Below are 16,311 nucleotides of genomic sequence, written 5' to 3' on the forward strand. Positions count from 1 at the left end.
CCCCTTGTTAAGTCGAAGTCCGACGTTGGTTGGTGAATATGTCCCCGGCATGTCAGTCTCGTCGCCGCGAGATGACGTAGGATTCGTCGTAGAACCACAGCCCGTTGTGTTTGCGGAGAACTTCGCGCGTGGCCTCGAGAGCTCGTCCATTTTCGGTCGTTTCGGTCAACCGCTCATCTTCGATCTGCGCGACATACACCGCCGCATTCCACGCAGCAAAGGCCGTCGAAGTTCCGATCGAACCGGTCACCTCATTGGGCAGCGCTTCCATATCATATCGGAAAATCGAGCGGTTATCGGCGTAGGCGTTGAAGTTGAGCTCGCGCCCGGCCGACCCCAGTTCGTATTTCACCGCGCGCAGTATCTCATGACGGCTGACCGCGAAAGGATTTTCTCCGGGCCAGACGGCTTGAATCATTTCAAGCCCGGGATCGCCGCCGTGGGAGTGGATTCCTATCAGCCGTCCGCCGCCGCGCAGCGCTCGGGCCAGCGGCGCGATGATCCGCTTAGCGCGGAAGTTCACCGAGGATTTGGCACGGTAAGGCTGCGAGGCGATCACAAGATCGAAATTGGCTTCGGTGCGGCCGGCCCGCGGAATGATGGAATCGAGCAGGAACCGGTGATCGTCCCGGTACAGGACCAGCGCCACCGGCCGCTCATAGATCGGCATCGCATTGCCGGGGCTGAGATTGGCGCGCCAGTTCTGCTCCAGGAACGGACCGAGTTCGGCGATCTGGGCCTCGAACTCACCCGAGGACGCTCCGCGCAGGGCCACCTCGTGCCAGATCATGCTGGCGGCCGCCGCGGAGTTCTTGGGCGTCAGCCAGGGAGCCTCGGCGTAATACATGTTGGTGAACACGAAGACGCTGGCCGGATGCTCGAACAGGCGGTCGGGAACCTTGTCGAGGGTCAGGCGGACGTCCTCCAGGCTCAGTTCCTTGCCGGCGACATAGAACGGCATATGTGGGAAGCGGCCATGCATGGCGCGCAAGACCCGCGCCAGCACCGTGCCGTCGCCCATTCCGGCATCGAACACCCGCAGCGCCGGCGGCCGCGGGTGGATGGCCGCCAGCTCCAGCGCAACCCGGTCGGCGATCACCCGCTTCTCGCTGCAGGTGTGGACGAACAGCAAATAGCGCTGGCGGTTCTCGAAGAACCGGAAATTGCCCCGCGGATCGCGCTTTTCCGGCGGCACCACGAGGCCGCGCGGCGGCGCCACGCCGCCCGGCGTCGAGGTCGCGATGAAGGCGTTGATGCGGTCGAGCGTATCGATGGTGATGCGCTTGCCCTCCCGCAACCGGTACACCAGCTTGCCGTCATTGACGGCGCGGCGGCCGAACGTCGTCTCCGCCATGTCGGAGCGACGGCAGAAATCCGTGATCTGACTGAGGATTTCGTCGTTCTTCATGGCGCCTTGAGTGGGCAGCGGCAAGTGGGATAAGAGTGGGCAGAAGATATACGTGGTGAATTGATATCATCATCTTCCCACCAAGGGAAGGCCTACGCGCTATCGGAGGACCATACCGCGAGGCACGACCGCCCCCCTGTTTGACCGCTATCGCCCGGTCCACACGATCGGATGCGCTCTCTCGCCGCTCTTTTGCGGCGCGAATTGTCACAACCACCGATTTTCAAACAAAAGTTCCACAGCCCTTCGCATCGAGGAGCCGAGCTCGACGAGCGACCCAATCCGCACGTTTTACAACCGCGCCGACGTTCGTTAAGAGTGCCGGCTTTAGGGACACCAAATTCGCCAATGAAAACCACTCACAAGATCGGTGCCGCTCGCTTGATGTACCGCGCCGTTCGCGCTGGACGGTCACTGCTGGGAAGATCCGATCGTCAGATCGCCGTCAGAAACGGCATCAACTACGATCTGGACCTGGCGCAAGGCATCGATTTCGCGATCTATCTCGGCAATATCTACGAGCGCCAAACGAGGGCCACGCTGCGCGAGCTTGTGAAGCCCGGATCACTGGTCCTCGATATTGGGGCCAATGTAGGAGCCCACACGCTCCATCTGGCTCACCTCGTTGGTCCGGAAGGACGCGTTCTCGCCTTCGAACCGACCGACTTCGCCTTCCGCAAGCTCAATCGCAATCTCGAACTGAATCCCGAGCTGCAGAAGCGCGTGATCCCTCTGCACTGCTTCCTGACCAGCAAGGACGCCGAACCCGTTCCGTCAGCCATCTATTCGAGCTGGCCGCTCACCAATGAAAGCGGCTTGCACGCAAAACACCTTGGGCGTGAGATGCGCACGGAAGCCGCGCAAGCTCGCAGACTCGACGATGTTCTGGCCCAGTTCCCGGATCTGCGGGTGCAGCTCGTCAAGCTGGATGTGGATGGCTACGAGTGCGACGTTCTCCGCGGAGCCTCAAAGCTCATGAAGGACGTGAAGCCGATTTTCGTCATGGAACTGGCGCCCTACGTGCTCGAGGAACGAGGGACCTCCCTAGAAGAACTCTTTTCGTATTTCATTCCAAACGGGTACCGTTTTTTCGATGAAAAGCACGGCAACGCGCTGCCTTCCTCGGCCGCCGAACTAGGCCGAATGGTTTCGGACGGCGCCTGCATCAATGCAATTGCCCGTGTGCAATAGCGTGACTGTCGGAGATTGCATTGGCTTCTTATTCATCCCAGGCGAACACAGTGGCGACTTTGTCCAGCGAGCCGCGGCCGCTCAGCAACCGTAAGCGCGAATTCCTGGAGCGCATCGAGGCCACGCTTGGGGAACAGGAGCGCTGGCGGAAGATCAATTCGGCCTACTATGCCGAAGACCTTCAGTACATGCGCTTTCTGATTCCTCTTGGGAAGCGTGTGCTTGAACTGGGTTGCGGCCGCGGCGAGCTGCTCGCCGCGCTTGAGCCTTCTTATGGAGTGGGCGTCGACTTCAGCCAGGCGGCGATCACGCGGGCGCGCGAGCGATTCCCCAATCTGCAATTTCATGAAGGCGACGTGGAAGATCCGCAAACGTTCGACGCGATCGAAGGTCCGTTCGACTACATTGTCATCGCGGACACGATCGGGATGTTCGACGACATCGATGGAACGCTTGGGCTGATCCAGAGGATCTGCTCACCATCGACGCGACTGGTGATTTCCTATTATTCCCCCCTCTGGGAACCGATCCTCAAGATCGGAGAAATGCTCAGACTGAAGAGCCGGCAGCCGAAGATCAATTATATCGCCACCTCGGACTTCCTTAATCTGATGGATCTTGCCGACCTTGAGGTCATCAGGCACGAGCAAAGGCAATTGCTGCCGCGGCGGTGGCTCGGGCTGGGGCCTTTCATCAACCGGTTCATCGCGCCGCTGCCGGGCATCCGCAATCTTTGCTTGCGGACATATTTTGTTGGGCGCCCCATACGGCAGTTTGCCGACCGGAAGCTCTCGGCGAGCATCCTCATTCCTTGCCGCAACGAACGTGGCAACATCGAGAGCGCCATCAAGCGCATGCCCAGGTTCGGCAGCGCGCAAGAGATCATCTTCGTCGAGGGCAACTCAAGTGACGGCACCTTCGAGGAGTGCGAGCGGGTTCGCGACGCCTATCGGGGCGTTTGGGATATCACGGTGCTGAAGCAGGACGGCAAGGGCAAAGGTGACGCCGTACGAAAAGGCTTTGCGGCAGCCAAGCAGGACGTCCTGATGATTCTCGATGCGGACCTGACCATGCCGCCCGAGGCGTTACCAAAGTACCATGCTGTGATCGAAAGCGGCAAAGCTGAATTCGTCAATGGCAGCCGCCTCATCTATCCGATGGAAAACGAAGCGATGCGGCCGCTCAACCTGATTGCCAATCGATGCTTCGCCTACATCTTCAGCTATCTGACCAACACGCGATTGACCGACACCTTGTGCGGTACCAAGGTCCTGCTGCGAAAGGACTACGAGGTGCTGGCGCGCGAGCGATCCTATTTCGGCAATTTCGATCCGTTCGGTGACTTCGACCTGATCTTCGGTGCGGTGAAGCAAAATCTGAAGCTGATCGAAACGCCCATTCACTACAAGGCCCGCACGTTCGGCCAGACTCAGATTTCGCGCTTTCGCGACGGCTGGCTGCTACTGAAGATGGTCGTATTCGCCTATCGCAAGCTCAAAGCTGTATGATCGGTGAGCCGTGACAGACAATCCAGCCGGCTTGAACCAGCGCCAGATCGTCCACCGCGAAGTGTGGGAAACAAAGGAGGCGATACGCCTTCTGTACCAGGACTACCATCGGCAGCTCTTTGAGAACTGTCCGGAGGGTGCAATTCTCGATATCGGCGGAGGCACCGCTCATATCAAGCAAACTCGCCCGGACGTCGTCTCCGTCGACATCCTGCGCTTTCCCGGCATCGATGTCGTGGCCGACGCTCACCGACTGCCATTCCAGAACAGCGTATTTGGCGGCGTGGTGATGCTCGACGTCTTGCATCATCTGGAGCGCCCGATCGAATTCCTCAACGAAGCGTCACGCGTGCTGAAACCAGGCGGACGGCTGGTGATGATCGAGCCCGCGATGACGACGCTGGCGCGCCGGTTCTACGACCACTTTCACGAAGAGCCGGTGGATATGAAGGCCGATCCATTCGCTCCGGTGCCGATCGATCCCAATCGCGACCCGTTCGACGCAAATCAGGCCATTCCCACGCTGCTGTTTGCCACGGAGCCGGCGCGTCGGCGCGTGGAACAGACCGTTCCCTCGCTGCGTGTGCGCAGCGTGGACTGGCACAGCCTGTTTGCCTATCCCATGAGCGGCGGATTTCAGAGGTGGTCATTGATTCCAGCGGCTCTGGTCAGCCCGACGCTACGGTTCGAAAGGATGGTGCCAGCGCCTGTTCGAAGGCACCTCGCGTTCCGAATGATCGTCGTGGTGGAGCGCGTATAGGATGCAGCACCTTCTGGGGAGGACCGGAGCTGCGGTGGAGCCAGGTTCTACCCGCCATGTCAGCGGCTGGAAGTCGATCGCTGCGAGATCGGTATTCTGGCTACTCGCCCTCTTGACGCTGGCAGCGCTCGCGCTCCAGCTCGGCATTAGGCAGAAGGAGTTCGAATTTTCCGGCCCATTCGGACCGGAGACGAATCCGCCGCAGGCCTCCCTCATCCTGGGCGTTCCGCAGGAACCGCCCGCTCCATGGTGGCGCCAACCACTGCTCGGCGACAGCGGCGAGAAACCCCTTCAGTCCTTCCTCGAGCTGCGCATCGACGGCCGCAGGATGGGTCCCCCGCACACCCTTCACGAAATCATTCGATCGGGCACGACGACCGGCTTCAGCCATTGGGGGGATCGCGTGATCTTCGCGCTTCCCCCTGACGTCAACAACGATGCGACCGCGACAGTGACACTCCGGTACAGTGTTCGACCGAGAAGCTGGTTGACCGCCGCCCTTGCGATTTTGACAGCCCTGCTAGGCTCTTACGCGTACTCTGGTCCGCTCGGATCGTTCGCGAAACGGTTTGGAAAACAGTCGAGGGCCTTTGCCTTAAGAGCCCCTTACTGGATCTTGGCTGGACTTTGCGGCACCGCATTGGCTGCCTCGGCGGTGTTCGCGCTTACCAGTCTCTATGCCTTGATGATGGGCTACGCGCTGCCAACGACCGCGCTCATTCGTTGGTCGCCAATCGCCAGGTGGGCGGCCAACAACGAGCCATATCTCGCGTACCCGCTCTTGATGCTGGCTGGGCTCGGAGCCGCCACGACATGGTCGATGGGCTCGAACGCATTGCAACAGACGCTCATCAGGTCATACGAACAATTCTCGCGACGGCTGCTCACCTGGTGCGGGCTTCCGATCGTCGCATGTGCCTACATTTTTTGTATTAGCTCCATGTGGGCGGGAATCGTCAGGCCAAACGATCCCAACACCACGAGCCTTGGCGGCCTGCTTCCGTTTTCAGACGCAAACGGTTACTTGGCGTCCGCCTTCGGTCAGGTGACCAATGGGACGTGGAGTTGGTTCGCCCTTCGGCGGCCCTTGGCTGCGGCTTTCAGATCGGTTCTGCTGATTTTTGGCAACCTTTCATTGCAGCAAATGCTGATCCTGCAAGCTTGCCTGCTGGCAGGTGCGATTTGTTTCGCGACCCATGCGATCATGAAGTGGCGCGGCGTCTGGGCTGGAATAGCCTTCTTGGCGCTGGCCTATATCTACAGCCGGTACTTCGTGCCGACGACGCTCACCGAGCCGCTCGGATTGTTCTGGGCGCTGCTGTCGATCCCGTTCTTCCTCAAGGCCTTCCACGATCGCTCTGTCAGCGCCGCGCTGGTCGCATTTGCGATGACAGCCGTGGCATTGATGACGCGAATGGGGAGCATGTTCACGCTTCCTGCTCTGGTGGTCTGGCTGGTCTGGCAATTCGGACGGGACGCCAAAGCAAAGCTCAGGATTGGCCTGGCAGCATTCTGCATTCTACTCGGCGTTCTCGGATTGAATTCGGTGCTGCCACGGGTCTATGCGGCCGGCCCCGGTTCAATGACGACTGGCAATTTTGCCTACGTGCTCTGTGGCCTTTCGATGGGGACGACCTGGGACGGTTGCCTCAAGGAGCTCGCCGCGGAAGGTAAGCCTATTGTGGGCACCGAAGAAGCCATGGTCCGGCAACTTTACTCCGCCGCCTGGACGCATTTCCGCGCGAACCCTGGTGTTCTCTTCCGACGACTGGGCGAGAGCGTCGCGGAATTCGCCACGACGTTTCCTGGCCTGCTCTGGAGAGGCTACGGATGGGTCGTCCAGCCTGATTGGCTCGCTCAGAACGTGCTGACGGCGATATGTATCGCCGGCCTTTTGTACGGCGCCATACGACGAACGAAAGCTGTTGAACTCACATTCTGGGCCCTTCTCTGGGCGAGCATCGTGGCATCATCCGCATTCATTTACTTCGATGACGGTGCACGAGCTCTCGCTGCCAGTCAGCCGATGATAGCGCTGTTCTTTGCGCTGGGAATGAGTAGCCGGGTCGGGTCATTGACCGAGCCTGCGGCGCATTCTCGATTGCCCCGGAACGGATTGGTCGGGTTAGCTGCGGCGGCAATGCTTTTCGTTTGCGTCCCTTGGGCAGCCTATCGCCTCGCGCCTGGCAAACAGGAAGGCGCAAACCTATCGCAACTGCCGAACGAGACCTTTGTCTTCGGCGGCCGTCGGATGTCTGGCTTCCTCGTCGTCGATGACGGCCAACCTCTTCGCAGCGAGATTCCGTCCATTCATCTTTCGGACTTCGCGGCCATCATCGCCCAAAGCGGGGTCGAGCACTTTCAGGATCTAATCCACCCCATCATGCCCCCCTTACCCTTTGGCTTCGTGTTTGCTCCGCGCCTGGAGAAGGACGTAATTGGCGAGCCCTTGTATATCGTGCCAGCGGAGGTCGTTGAACGTCGCGACATTGAGGTATGGCATCTCGACGTGAAACAATGGGGCCAGCTACATGCCGGCTTTGGGATGCCGTATTGGCTCTACGTCACGAAGGCGGAGCCGTGGCCGGCAGCCAGGCGGTAATATTTTGCCGGTTCGCAGCGTAAGGTAGCTCCAGCGCTTACCCGCCGCAAACGTCCCATCATTGGGAACGGAAGGCTTCCGCGCGGCGCGGATATCGATTGCCACGTCCGTGTTCCCACCCATTGAACCCGCTTCGCTGCCCGATCACCAAACAGTCATGACCGCTGCCTGGACCGCCGCGCCGTCGCCGATCGCCGTGACGGCTCTATCCCCTGGATGACCGATGCGCCGCCTGCTCCTGATCCCCTGCGTGCTTGCCGCCATGCTGTGGTCGGCGCCCTGCTTCGCCCAGGCGCGCTCCCAGCTCGGCCCGCTCTGCACGACCGAGACCACGCCGGCCGACCAGTTGATCGACGCCTGCACCAAGATCATCGCGCTGAAGGTATTTTCCGGCGAGAAGCTCGCGACCATCTATTTCTGGCGCGCGGTCGGCTGGAACAAGAAGGGCAATTACGCACAGGTCATATCGGACGCCACCGAGGCGCTGCGGCTCAAACCCAGCACCGCCGTCTACAATCTGCGCGGCTCGGCCTATTTCGACAAGGGCGAGTACGACCTCGCGATCGCCGACTTCAACGATGCGCTGCGCATGGGGCCGCCGAGCGGCATCATCTTCCACAATCGCGGCAACGCCTATCGCAGCAAGGGCGACTATGCGAAGGCGATCGCCAACTACGACGCCGCGATCAAGGCCCTTCCGAAATCGGCCTTCTCCTACCAAAACCGCGGCTCCTCGAAGCAGGCGCTCGGCGATCTCGACGGCGCGCTTGCCGACATCAACGAGGCCGTCAGGATCGATCCGTCGCTGCCGCAGCCGCTGATCAGCCGGGCCGTAGTCTGGCGCGCCCAGGGCGCTATCGCGCGTGCGATTGCGGACACGTCGGAGGCGATCCGGCTCGCCAAGGCGAAAGCGCCCGTCAACATCATGACGCCGCCGGGCAGCGTACTGATCTCGGCCTATACTCAGCGCGGCCTCGCCTATGAAGCCAAGGGCGACGCCGCCCACGCCAAGGACGACTACGCCTCGGTGCTCGAGGGCGTGGCCTCCGACGCCGGCAGCAAGGCTAACCAGGCCACCGCCAAGGTGCGGCTCGCGCTGCTGAGGGAGGCCGACGCAGCGCCGCGTAAGGCTGCGGCTGCGCCTGTCGCCGAGAGCAGCCCAGCCGCGCCGCCTGCGGCTTCCGTCACGGCACCGGCCCCGCCAGCCACACGGGCGCAGGCGGCGGCGACCGGCCGGCGCGTCGCGCTGGTGATCGGGAACGGCGCCTATGCGCATGTGAAGGCGCTGCCCAATCCGCCCAACGATGCGCGCGCCATCGCCAAGAGCCTGCGCGACATCGGCTTCACCGTCTCGGAGGGTCTCGATCTCGATCGCAACACCATGCAGAAGACGATCAACGATTTCCTGCGCGATGCGGCGCGGTCGCAGATCGCCGTGGTCTACTATGCCGGCCACGGCCTGCAGGTCGATGGCCGCAACTATCTCGTGCCGGTCGATATCGCGTTCAGGGCCGGCGGACGCATGACCGACGCGATGGTCGATATGGATGTGATCATGGCCGGTCTCGACGATCAGATCCGCACCAACATCCTGATCCTCGATGCCTGCCGCAACAATCCGATGGCGCCGCAGGTGGCATCCGCGGGCCCAAGCCGCGGCATCGAGGCCGGATCCGGCCTTGCCGCGCCCGCCTCGCTCGGATCAGGCTCGACGCTCGGCGCCGGCACGCTGATCGCGTTCGCGACCGCGCCGGGCCAGGTGGCGCTCGATGGCGAAGGCGCCAATAGCCCGTTCTCGGCGGCGCTGTCCCGCCATATCGGCACGCCCGGCCTCGAGGTGCAACAGATGCTGACGCGGGTCCGCGCCGAGGTCGTCGCTGCGACCAAGGGCAAGCAGGTGCCGTGGTCGAACTCCTCGCTGCTCGGCGAGGTCTATCTCGCCGAGCACTGACAGCGCTTACGCGTCACTTGCCCCAGACCTCGCTCGCGACCTCGACGGCGAGCCGCAGCTTGGCCCACTGCTCTTCCTCGGAGAGGATGTTGCCTTCCTCGGTCGAGGCAAAGCCGCACTGCGGCGACACCGCGAGCTGCTCGATCGGGGCGAATCTGGATGCTTCCTCCAGCCGCCGCTTGATAGCGTCCTTCTTCTCGAGCTCGCCGAACTTCGAGGTGATGACGCCGACCACCACGACCTTGTTGCCCTTGGGCAGGAAGCGCAGCGGCTCGAAGCCGCCGGCGCGGTCGGAATCATATTCGAGGAAATAGCCGTCGTAATTGGTGCCGGCGAGCAGCGTCTCGGCGACCGGCTCGTAGCCGCCGGAGGAGATCCAGGTCGAACGGAAATTGCCGCGGCAGACATGGGTCGTGATCACCATGTCGGACGGACGGTCGGCGATCGCGTAGTTGATGACCCGGGCGTAGATCTCCTGCAGGCCCTCGGGATTGTCGCCGCGGTCGCGCGACTTCTGCAATTCCTCCTGCGAGCACAGATAGGCCCACACCGTGTCGTCGAATTGCAAATAGCGGCAACCGGCATCGTAGAACGCCCTGACCGCCTTGCGATAGGTCTTGCCGAGGTCCTGATAGAATTCCTCGAGGTCCGGATAGACCTCCTTCGAGATCAGCTTGCGGCCGCCGCGGAAATGCAGCACCGCCGGCGAGGGGATCGTCATCTTCGGCGTGACGTGCGCCTGGTCGGCGTACTTCTTCAGGAAGCGGAAGTGATCGAGCATCGGGTGGTGATCGGAGAAATCCAGCTTGCCGGTCACCCTGATGGCGTCGTGCCGGGTCTGCACGCCCGCGAACTGGATGCCGATGTCGGGATGGAACAGCTCGCAGCCGGTCAGATGGCTGAGGAAATCGAAGTGCCACCAGGAGCGGCGGAACTCGCCGTCAGTCGCAAGCTTCAGGCCGACCGAGGCCTGCTTGTGCACGACCTTCTCGATCTCCATGTCCTCCACCTTGCGCAGCTCGTCGGCGGAAATCTCGCCCTTTTCCAATCTGGCGCGAGCCTCCTTGATCTTCGGCGGCCGCAACAGACTGCCGACCTCGTCGGCGCGGAACGGAGGCTTGGTTCGCTGCATGGTCAACTCCCGGACGTTTCTAATGTGCCGTCTAATGTGCCTTGGCCCCAGAGACGCCGAGGTGGCGCTCCAGGACGGAGGGATCGGCTTTTAGCGCGCTGCTTGCGGCATCGTGCACGATCGTGCCGCGTTCCAATATCACAACGCGGTCGGCCAGCCCCAGAATCTTTTGCGCGTTCTGCTCGACGATGATCGAGCAGATGCCACCCGAGCGCGTGATGGGTCCGATCGCCTTTAATAATTCCTCAACGATGATCGGCGCGAGGCCTTCGGTCGGCTCGTCGAGCAGCAGCACTTTCGGATTCAGGGTCAGCGCGCGGCCGATCGCCAGCATCTGCTGCTCGCCGCCGGACAGCTGGTTGCCGAAATTGCGCCGCCGCTCCTGCAGCCGCGGGAACATCTCGTATACCCGCTCGACCGTCCACGGCCCGGGCTGCGCCACCGCGGTCATGTTCTCTTCCACCGTCAGCGAGCGGAAGATGTTGCGCTCCTGCGGCACCCAGCCGATCCCGGCGCGGGCGCGCTGGTCGGGCCGCATTGCCGTGATGTCGTAGCCTGCGAGCGCGACGCTGCCGCCGAAGCGCCTGACGATGCCGACGATCGAATTGATCAACGTGGTCTTGCCGGTGCCGTTGCGGCCGAGCAGCGCGAGCACCTGGCCCTCCGCAAGCGCCAGCGACATATCGGGCAGCACCACCGCCTCGCCGTATCCGGCACGCAGGCCCTGGATGGAAAGAAGGTCAGGCATCGGCGGCCTCGCCGAGATAGACCGCCCTCACCTGCGGATCGCGCGCGACCTCGTCGGGCGCGCCCTCGGTGAGCAGGCCGCCATTGACCAGCACCGAGATGCGGTCGGCGAAGGAGAACACGAGGTCCATGTCGTGCTCGATCAGGAGCACGGTGACGTCGCGCGGCAATGCCGCCACCGCCGCCAGGATGTCGTGGCGTTCGCTTTCGGGCACGCCGGCGGCGGGCTCGTCGAGCAGCAGCACCCGTGGCCTGGCGGCGATTGCGACCGCGATCTCGAGCAGCCGCTGCTTGCCATAGGGCAATGTCGAGGTGAGTTCGGTCATCACGTCGAGCAGATGAAAGCGCGTCAAAATCTCGGCGATCTCGGCGTTGACGTCGCTGCGCGTCCCCATCCGCCGCCACCAGTCGCTGCCGCGGCCCATCCGTTCGGAGACCGCAAGCCCGATGGTTTCGAGCGGGGTCAGATCGGGATACAGCTGGTTGATCTGGAAGGTGCGCGACAACCCGCGCAACACCCGCTTGTGCTCGGAGAGCTCGGTGATGTCGCTGCCTTCGAGCAGGATGCGCCCGCTGTTCGGCGTCAGCACGCCGGTCAGCTGATTGATGACGGTGGTCTTGCCGGCGCCGTTCGGCCCGATCAGCGCGTGGCGGGCGCCCTGCATCACCTTCAGCGACAGATCGCGGGTGACGCGAAGGGCGCCGAAGGATTTTTCGAGGCCGCGTGTTTCAAGCGCGATCGTCATGACGCGTCGCTCTCCGGCACGGCAACGGCAGCCTTGCGGCCGGCGAACTGGCGGATGATCAGGTTGGGCACGAACAGCACCCAGCGATGGATGCGCACGCGGCCGACCAGCACGATCACGACCAGCACGAGGCCGATCCAGAACAGCCAGTATTGCGGGGTGATGCTCTGAAACAGCTCCTGCAGCATCTTGAACACAACGGCGCCGATCAGGCCGCCATAGAGATAGCCGGTGCCGCCGATCACCAGCACCAGCATCAGGTCGGCGGAGCGCTCGAAGGAGAAGACGTCGAGCGAGGCGAGCGCCGTGGTCTGGGTGAACAGCGCGCCGGCGATCCCGGCATAGAAGGCGGCGAGCGTATAGACCGCGATCAGGCGGCGGTTGACCGGCACGCCGATCGCGGCCGCGCGCAGCGGATTGTTCCTGATCGCGCGCAGCGACAGGCCGAACGGCGAATGCACCACGCGCCGCGCGAGCAGGAACAGGATGAACATCATGATCAGCGAGTAGAAGAACCCGGTCTTGCCGAACATGTCGAAGGTGAACAGACCGAGGATCGGCTGCATTTCGATGCCCTGCAGCCCGTCGGTGCCGCCGGTGATGTTGGAGAAGCGCTCGGCGAGCGCTTCCAGCAGCAGCGCGATGCCGAGCGTCACCATCAGCCGCGTCAGATCGACACCGCGGATGACGAGAAAGCTGGTCAGGAAGCCGAGCAGCGCCGCAACCAGACCGGCGGCGACCAGCGCGATGACGGGCTCGTTGATGATGCCGTGCAGCGCCAGCAAGCCGGCCGAATAGGCGCCGATGCCGAAAAAGGCCGCGTGGCCGAGCGAGACGATGCCGGCGTAGCCGAGGATCAGGTCGAGCGACAGCGCGAACAGGCCGAGCCGCACGATGTCGGTCATGATCAAATAACGCGACGGGAACAGGAAGGCGCAGGCGAGCGCCAGCGCCCAGAACGCGACCTCGCTGACCCGCCAGCGCGCGCTGGCCATCGCGTGAGTGGATACGTCAGACAGCGCCGTCATGACCGCCTCACCGTGCCGCGGTACGGCCGAATAGGCCGTTCGGACGCCAGAGCAGGATCACGATCATGACCGTGTAGATCACGAAGGAGCCGAGCTTGGGCACGTAATACTTGCCGGCGACATCGGCGATGCCAAGCAGCAGCGACGCCAGGAACGGTCCGGTGATCGAGGAAGAGCCGCCGACGGTGACGACGATCAGGAAGTAGATCATGAACTTCAGCGGGAAGTACGGATCGAGCCCGAGGATCTCCGCACTCAGCGCGCCGCCGAGACCGGCCAGGCCGCAGCCGAACGCGAAGGTGAAGGCGAACACCTGCGGCACGTTGATGCCGAGCCCGATCGCAGCGCGCGGATCGTCGACCGCGGCGCGCAGCCGGCTGCCGAACCGGGTCTTCGCCAGGACCAGTTGCAGCGCCAGCGTGAGCAGGCCGCAGATCACGACGATCATCAGCCGGTAACGCCCGATGCCGACGCCGATCAGGTCGATCTGGCCCTCCAGCGCCGCCGGCAGCTTGATGAAGACCCGCGACGATCCCATGATGTAGTCGACCGCCGCGACCGACATGAACACCAGACCGACCGAGAACAGCACCTGATCGAGATGGCTGCGGCTATAGAGATGGCGGTACAGCGTGCGCTCCAGCGCGACGCCGATCACGGCGCTACCGACAAAGGCGAGCGGCAGCCCTGCGAAGAACGGCCAGCCGGAATTGTTCACCAGCACGGCGCAGATATAGCCGCCCGCCATCGCGAAGGCGCCATGCGCGAGATTGACGAAATTCATCAACCCGAGTGTCACCGCAAGCCCGCAGGCGAGCACGAACAGCAGCATGCCGTAGGCGACGCCGTCGAACAGGTTGGTGAGGATAGAGGCCATGGAAAGACGATGAAATCCCGATATTAGCGCGTCATTCCGGGGCAGCGCGCACGCGCGCTGAACCCGAAACCTTTTTCATAACTTCGAGATCCCGGGTTCGCGCTCATGCGCGCCCCTCGATGTGCAATTGCACATCGGGGATGACGCGCTTTCGCGCGTCACTTCTTGGTCTTGCCGGAATCCTTGACGGCCTCGAAGGTCGCGAACTCGACATTGTAGAGCTCGCCGTCGACCTTCTCGACCTTGCGGATATAGATGTTCTGCACGATGTCGCGGGTTTCCGGATCGATCGAGATCGGGCCGCGCGGGCTCTCCCACTTCATGCCCTTCATCGCCTCGATCAGCTTGTCGCCGTCGGTCGCACCATTGGTCTTCTTCAGCGCCTCGTAGATCAGATGGATGCCGTCATAGCCGCTGACCGCCATGAAGCCGGGGCGGTTGCCGAACGCCTTCTTGTATGCGGCGACGAAGTCCTTGTTCATCGCGGACGGATGCGCGGCCGAATAGAGATGCGCCGTCACCGCGCCGAGCGCGGCATCGCCCATATTGTTGAGCAGATCGTCGTCCATGACGTCGCCGGGTCCGATCACCCTGATGCCGCTCTTGTCGAGCCCGCGCTCGGCATATTGCTTCATGAAGTTGCCGCCCTGCCCGGCCGGCACGAATACGAACATCGCGTCGGGCTTGGAATCCTTCATGCGCTGCAGGAACGGCGCGAAGTCCGGATTGGCGAGCGGGACCTTGACCTCTTCGACGATCTCGCCGCCGCCGGCGGTGAAGTGCTGCTTGAAGAAGGTCAGCGCATCGTTGCCGGGCGCGTAGTCGGAGGTCAGCGTCGCGACCTTCTTGATGCCGTTCTTGACCGCCCAGTCGCCGATGATGGTGGAGGACTGCGCCAGCGTGAAGCTGGTACGCACGATATAGGGCGAACGCTCGGTGATGATGGAGGTGCCGGCCGCCATCACGACTTCCGGGATCTTGGCCTGCGTCGCCAGCGGCGCCGCGGCGAGCGCCGCGGGCGTCACGCCGAAGCCGGCGATGAAATTGACCTTGTCGTTGACGATCAGTTCCTGCGCGAGCCGCTTGGTGTTGTCCGGCACCGCGGCGTCGTCCTTCAGGATGATCTCGATCTTCTTGCCGGCGACGGTGTCGCCCTTCTGCTGCATGTAGAGCTTGATGGCGTTATCGATCTGCTTGCCGGTCGACGCCTGACCGCCGGTCATCGGCAGGATCAGCCCGATCTTGACGGCGTCGTCCGCCCACGCCGGCACGCTGGCGCACAACCCGGGAAGCACGGCGGAAGCGGCGCCCCACAGCAACATTTTGCGACGATTGAACATCGACATCCCCCTCCCCCTTCTGATCTTCGGCGCTGAGCTTTAGTTCCGGTTGTTGGCTTATCTTAACCCAACCATGTCACCGCCAAGCCGCAACGCGACAAGGCGTCTCCCCGTGCCCTCTGTCAATCGGACGATGGATGTGTGTCGCGCGGGACGCGATCGGACCCAACTCAGAAAATGGTATTAAAATACCAAGAACGCCACGAAACTCAATGCCTAAGAACCGATCACGCGCCACCAGAGCACCTTGGCGGTCCCGATTCATTTGTACGATCGTGCAAACAGCGCCGCGATGTCAACAAACAAGCACAATTGCAGCCGAACGGTCGCGCCCAAGATCATCATCCATAAAGACCAGGGCTGTATCCTGCCTCACATGCCGATCTTCTCGCGCCCTATCTCTGTCCTGACTGCCCTCGCGTTCGCGGCCTGTACGCTCGGAGGATGCGGCACCGTGAACCGGAAGCTCTCGTCCGGCATGGCCGACTACATTCCGGCCTGGGCCGGCGGCCTGCCCGCCGACGCGCCGCCGCGGGCAGGTACCCCCGAATACGACAAGTTCATGCAGGAGCGGGAGCGCAAGCGCCTGATGCCTGCGGCCGAGCGCGGCGATGACGCCAAGCCGGCAACGCCACCGCAGGACGCTGCCCACTGAGCGTACGGCCGGACCAGGACAGGCACCGGGTTGTGCCGTGCACGGGATAAGCGACAGCCCGACAGACTAGCTGGAGTGATCCTCGCGGATGATTTCGCCGCGGTAGCCGAACTCCACCATGTGGACAGTGACGTAGTCGTCGCCGACGAACGCACCCAGTAGGAATCCGGCAGATCGGCGACGGTCAGCACCTCAGCGAATACTGAATAGCTGCCGTGGTTCGGCGCAGCGAAGGTCATGGGAACGCCCGCACCGAACCGCCCGGCACGATGTGGCAGTGACCGAAGAAGGTGTGCCTGATCTTGCTCCGGTGCTTCGTGACGATCGATCGGAACCTGCATCATCGAGCAGGCCGATCCGGTCCAG

At 62.7% G+C, this 16,311-nt stretch carries 13 protein-coding genes; 6 read left to right on the plus strand and 7 right to left on the minus strand.

The genetic code is table 11. From position 1 onward, the window contains the following. Window positions 1–52 precede the first annotated feature (52 nt). Window positions 53–1,408, minus strand: coding sequence for a hypothetical protein (locus tag ACVWY5_RS23470; RefSeq protein WP_016843649.1), 1,356 nt, complete (start codon window positions 1,406–1,408; stop codon window positions 53–55). A 348-nt stretch (window positions 1,409–1,756) separates the two neighbouring features. Here ACVWY5_RS23470 and ACVWY5_RS23475 point away from each other — a divergent pair, with 348 nt between their 5' ends. From ACVWY5_RS23475 to ACVWY5_RS23495, 5 genes are all read left to right on the plus strand, one after another. Then, a complete protein-coding gene (locus tag ACVWY5_RS23475; RefSeq protein WP_028338319.1) occupies window positions 1,757–2,599 on the plus strand; it encodes an FkbM family methyltransferase in 843 nt (280 codons plus the stop codon). Window positions 2,600–2,619: 20 nt separating this feature from the next. Then, on the plus strand, window positions 2,620–4,107 hold the full coding sequence (locus ACVWY5_RS23480) for a glycosyltransferase (RefSeq protein ID WP_051376450.1): 1,488 nt from the start codon (window positions 2,620–2,622) through the stop codon (window positions 4,105–4,107). 10 nt (window positions 4,108–4,117) lie between these two features. Further along, window positions 4,118–4,867 carry a class I SAM-dependent methyltransferase gene (locus ACVWY5_RS23485; protein WP_028338321.1) on the plus strand — a complete coding sequence of 250 codons (750 nt, stop codon included), beginning with the start codon at window positions 4,118–4,120 and terminating at the stop codon, window positions 4,865–4,867. 1 nt (window position 4,868) lies between these two features. Then, window positions 4,869–7,469, plus strand: a complete 2,601-nt coding sequence (locus ACVWY5_RS23490) for a hypothetical protein (protein WP_028338322.1) — start codon at window positions 4,869–4,871, stop codon at window positions 7,467–7,469. Window positions 7,470–7,692: 223 nt separating this feature from the next. Further along, a complete protein-coding gene (locus ACVWY5_RS23495) occupies window positions 7,693–9,420 on the plus strand; it encodes a caspase family protein (RefSeq protein ID WP_028338323.1) in 1,728 nt (575 codons plus the stop codon). A 13-nt stretch (window positions 9,421–9,433) separates the two neighbouring features. Here the strand turns inward: ACVWY5_RS23495 and ACVWY5_RS23500 are convergent, their stop codons facing one another. From ACVWY5_RS23500 to ACVWY5_RS23525, 6 genes are all read right to left on the minus strand, one after another. After that, on the minus strand, window positions 9,434–10,552 hold the full coding sequence (locus ACVWY5_RS23500; protein ID WP_028338324.1) for a cobalamin-independent methionine synthase II family protein: 1,119 nt from the start codon (window positions 10,550–10,552) through the stop codon (window positions 9,434–9,436). Between the two features lie 31 nt (window positions 10,553–10,583). After that, entirely contained in the window at window positions 10,584–11,300 is a 717-nt protein-coding gene (locus ACVWY5_RS23505) for an ABC transporter ATP-binding protein (RefSeq protein WP_028338325.1), read from the minus strand. After that, entirely contained in the window at window positions 11,293–12,045 is a 753-nt protein-coding gene (locus ACVWY5_RS23510) for an ABC transporter ATP-binding protein (RefSeq protein ID WP_028338326.1), read from the minus strand. The genes ACVWY5_RS23505 and ACVWY5_RS23510 overlap by 8 nt, the downstream gene beginning before the upstream one ends. After that, window positions 12,042–13,073, minus strand: coding sequence for a branched-chain amino acid ABC transporter permease (locus ACVWY5_RS23515; RefSeq protein ID WP_028338327.1), 1,032 nt, complete (start codon window positions 13,071–13,073; stop codon window positions 12,042–12,044). The genes ACVWY5_RS23510 and ACVWY5_RS23515 overlap by 4 nt, the downstream gene beginning before the upstream one ends. Window positions 13,074–13,080: 7 nt before the next feature. Then, window positions 13,081–13,950: a branched-chain amino acid ABC transporter permease gene (locus ACVWY5_RS23520; RefSeq protein WP_028338328.1), complete on the minus strand. Its 870-nt coding sequence runs from the start codon at window positions 13,948–13,950 to the stop codon at window positions 13,081–13,083. A 158-nt stretch (window positions 13,951–14,108) separates the two neighbouring features. After that, the gene (locus ACVWY5_RS23525; RefSeq protein WP_028338329.1) at window positions 14,109–15,290 is read right to left on the minus strand and encodes an ABC transporter substrate-binding protein; all 1,182 of its coding nucleotides are present in this window, start codon (window positions 15,288–15,290) and stop codon (window positions 14,109–14,111) included. Window positions 15,291–15,666: 376 nt separating this feature from the next. Between ACVWY5_RS23525 and ACVWY5_RS23530 the strand changes: the two genes are divergently transcribed. Then, a complete protein-coding gene (locus ACVWY5_RS23530) occupies window positions 15,667–15,945 on the plus strand; it encodes a hypothetical protein (protein WP_028338330.1) in 279 nt (92 codons plus the stop codon). Window positions 15,946–16,311: the final 366 nt, after the last annotated feature.

The sequence above is a fragment of the Bradyrhizobium sp. USDA 3256 genome (assembly GCF_054058275.1).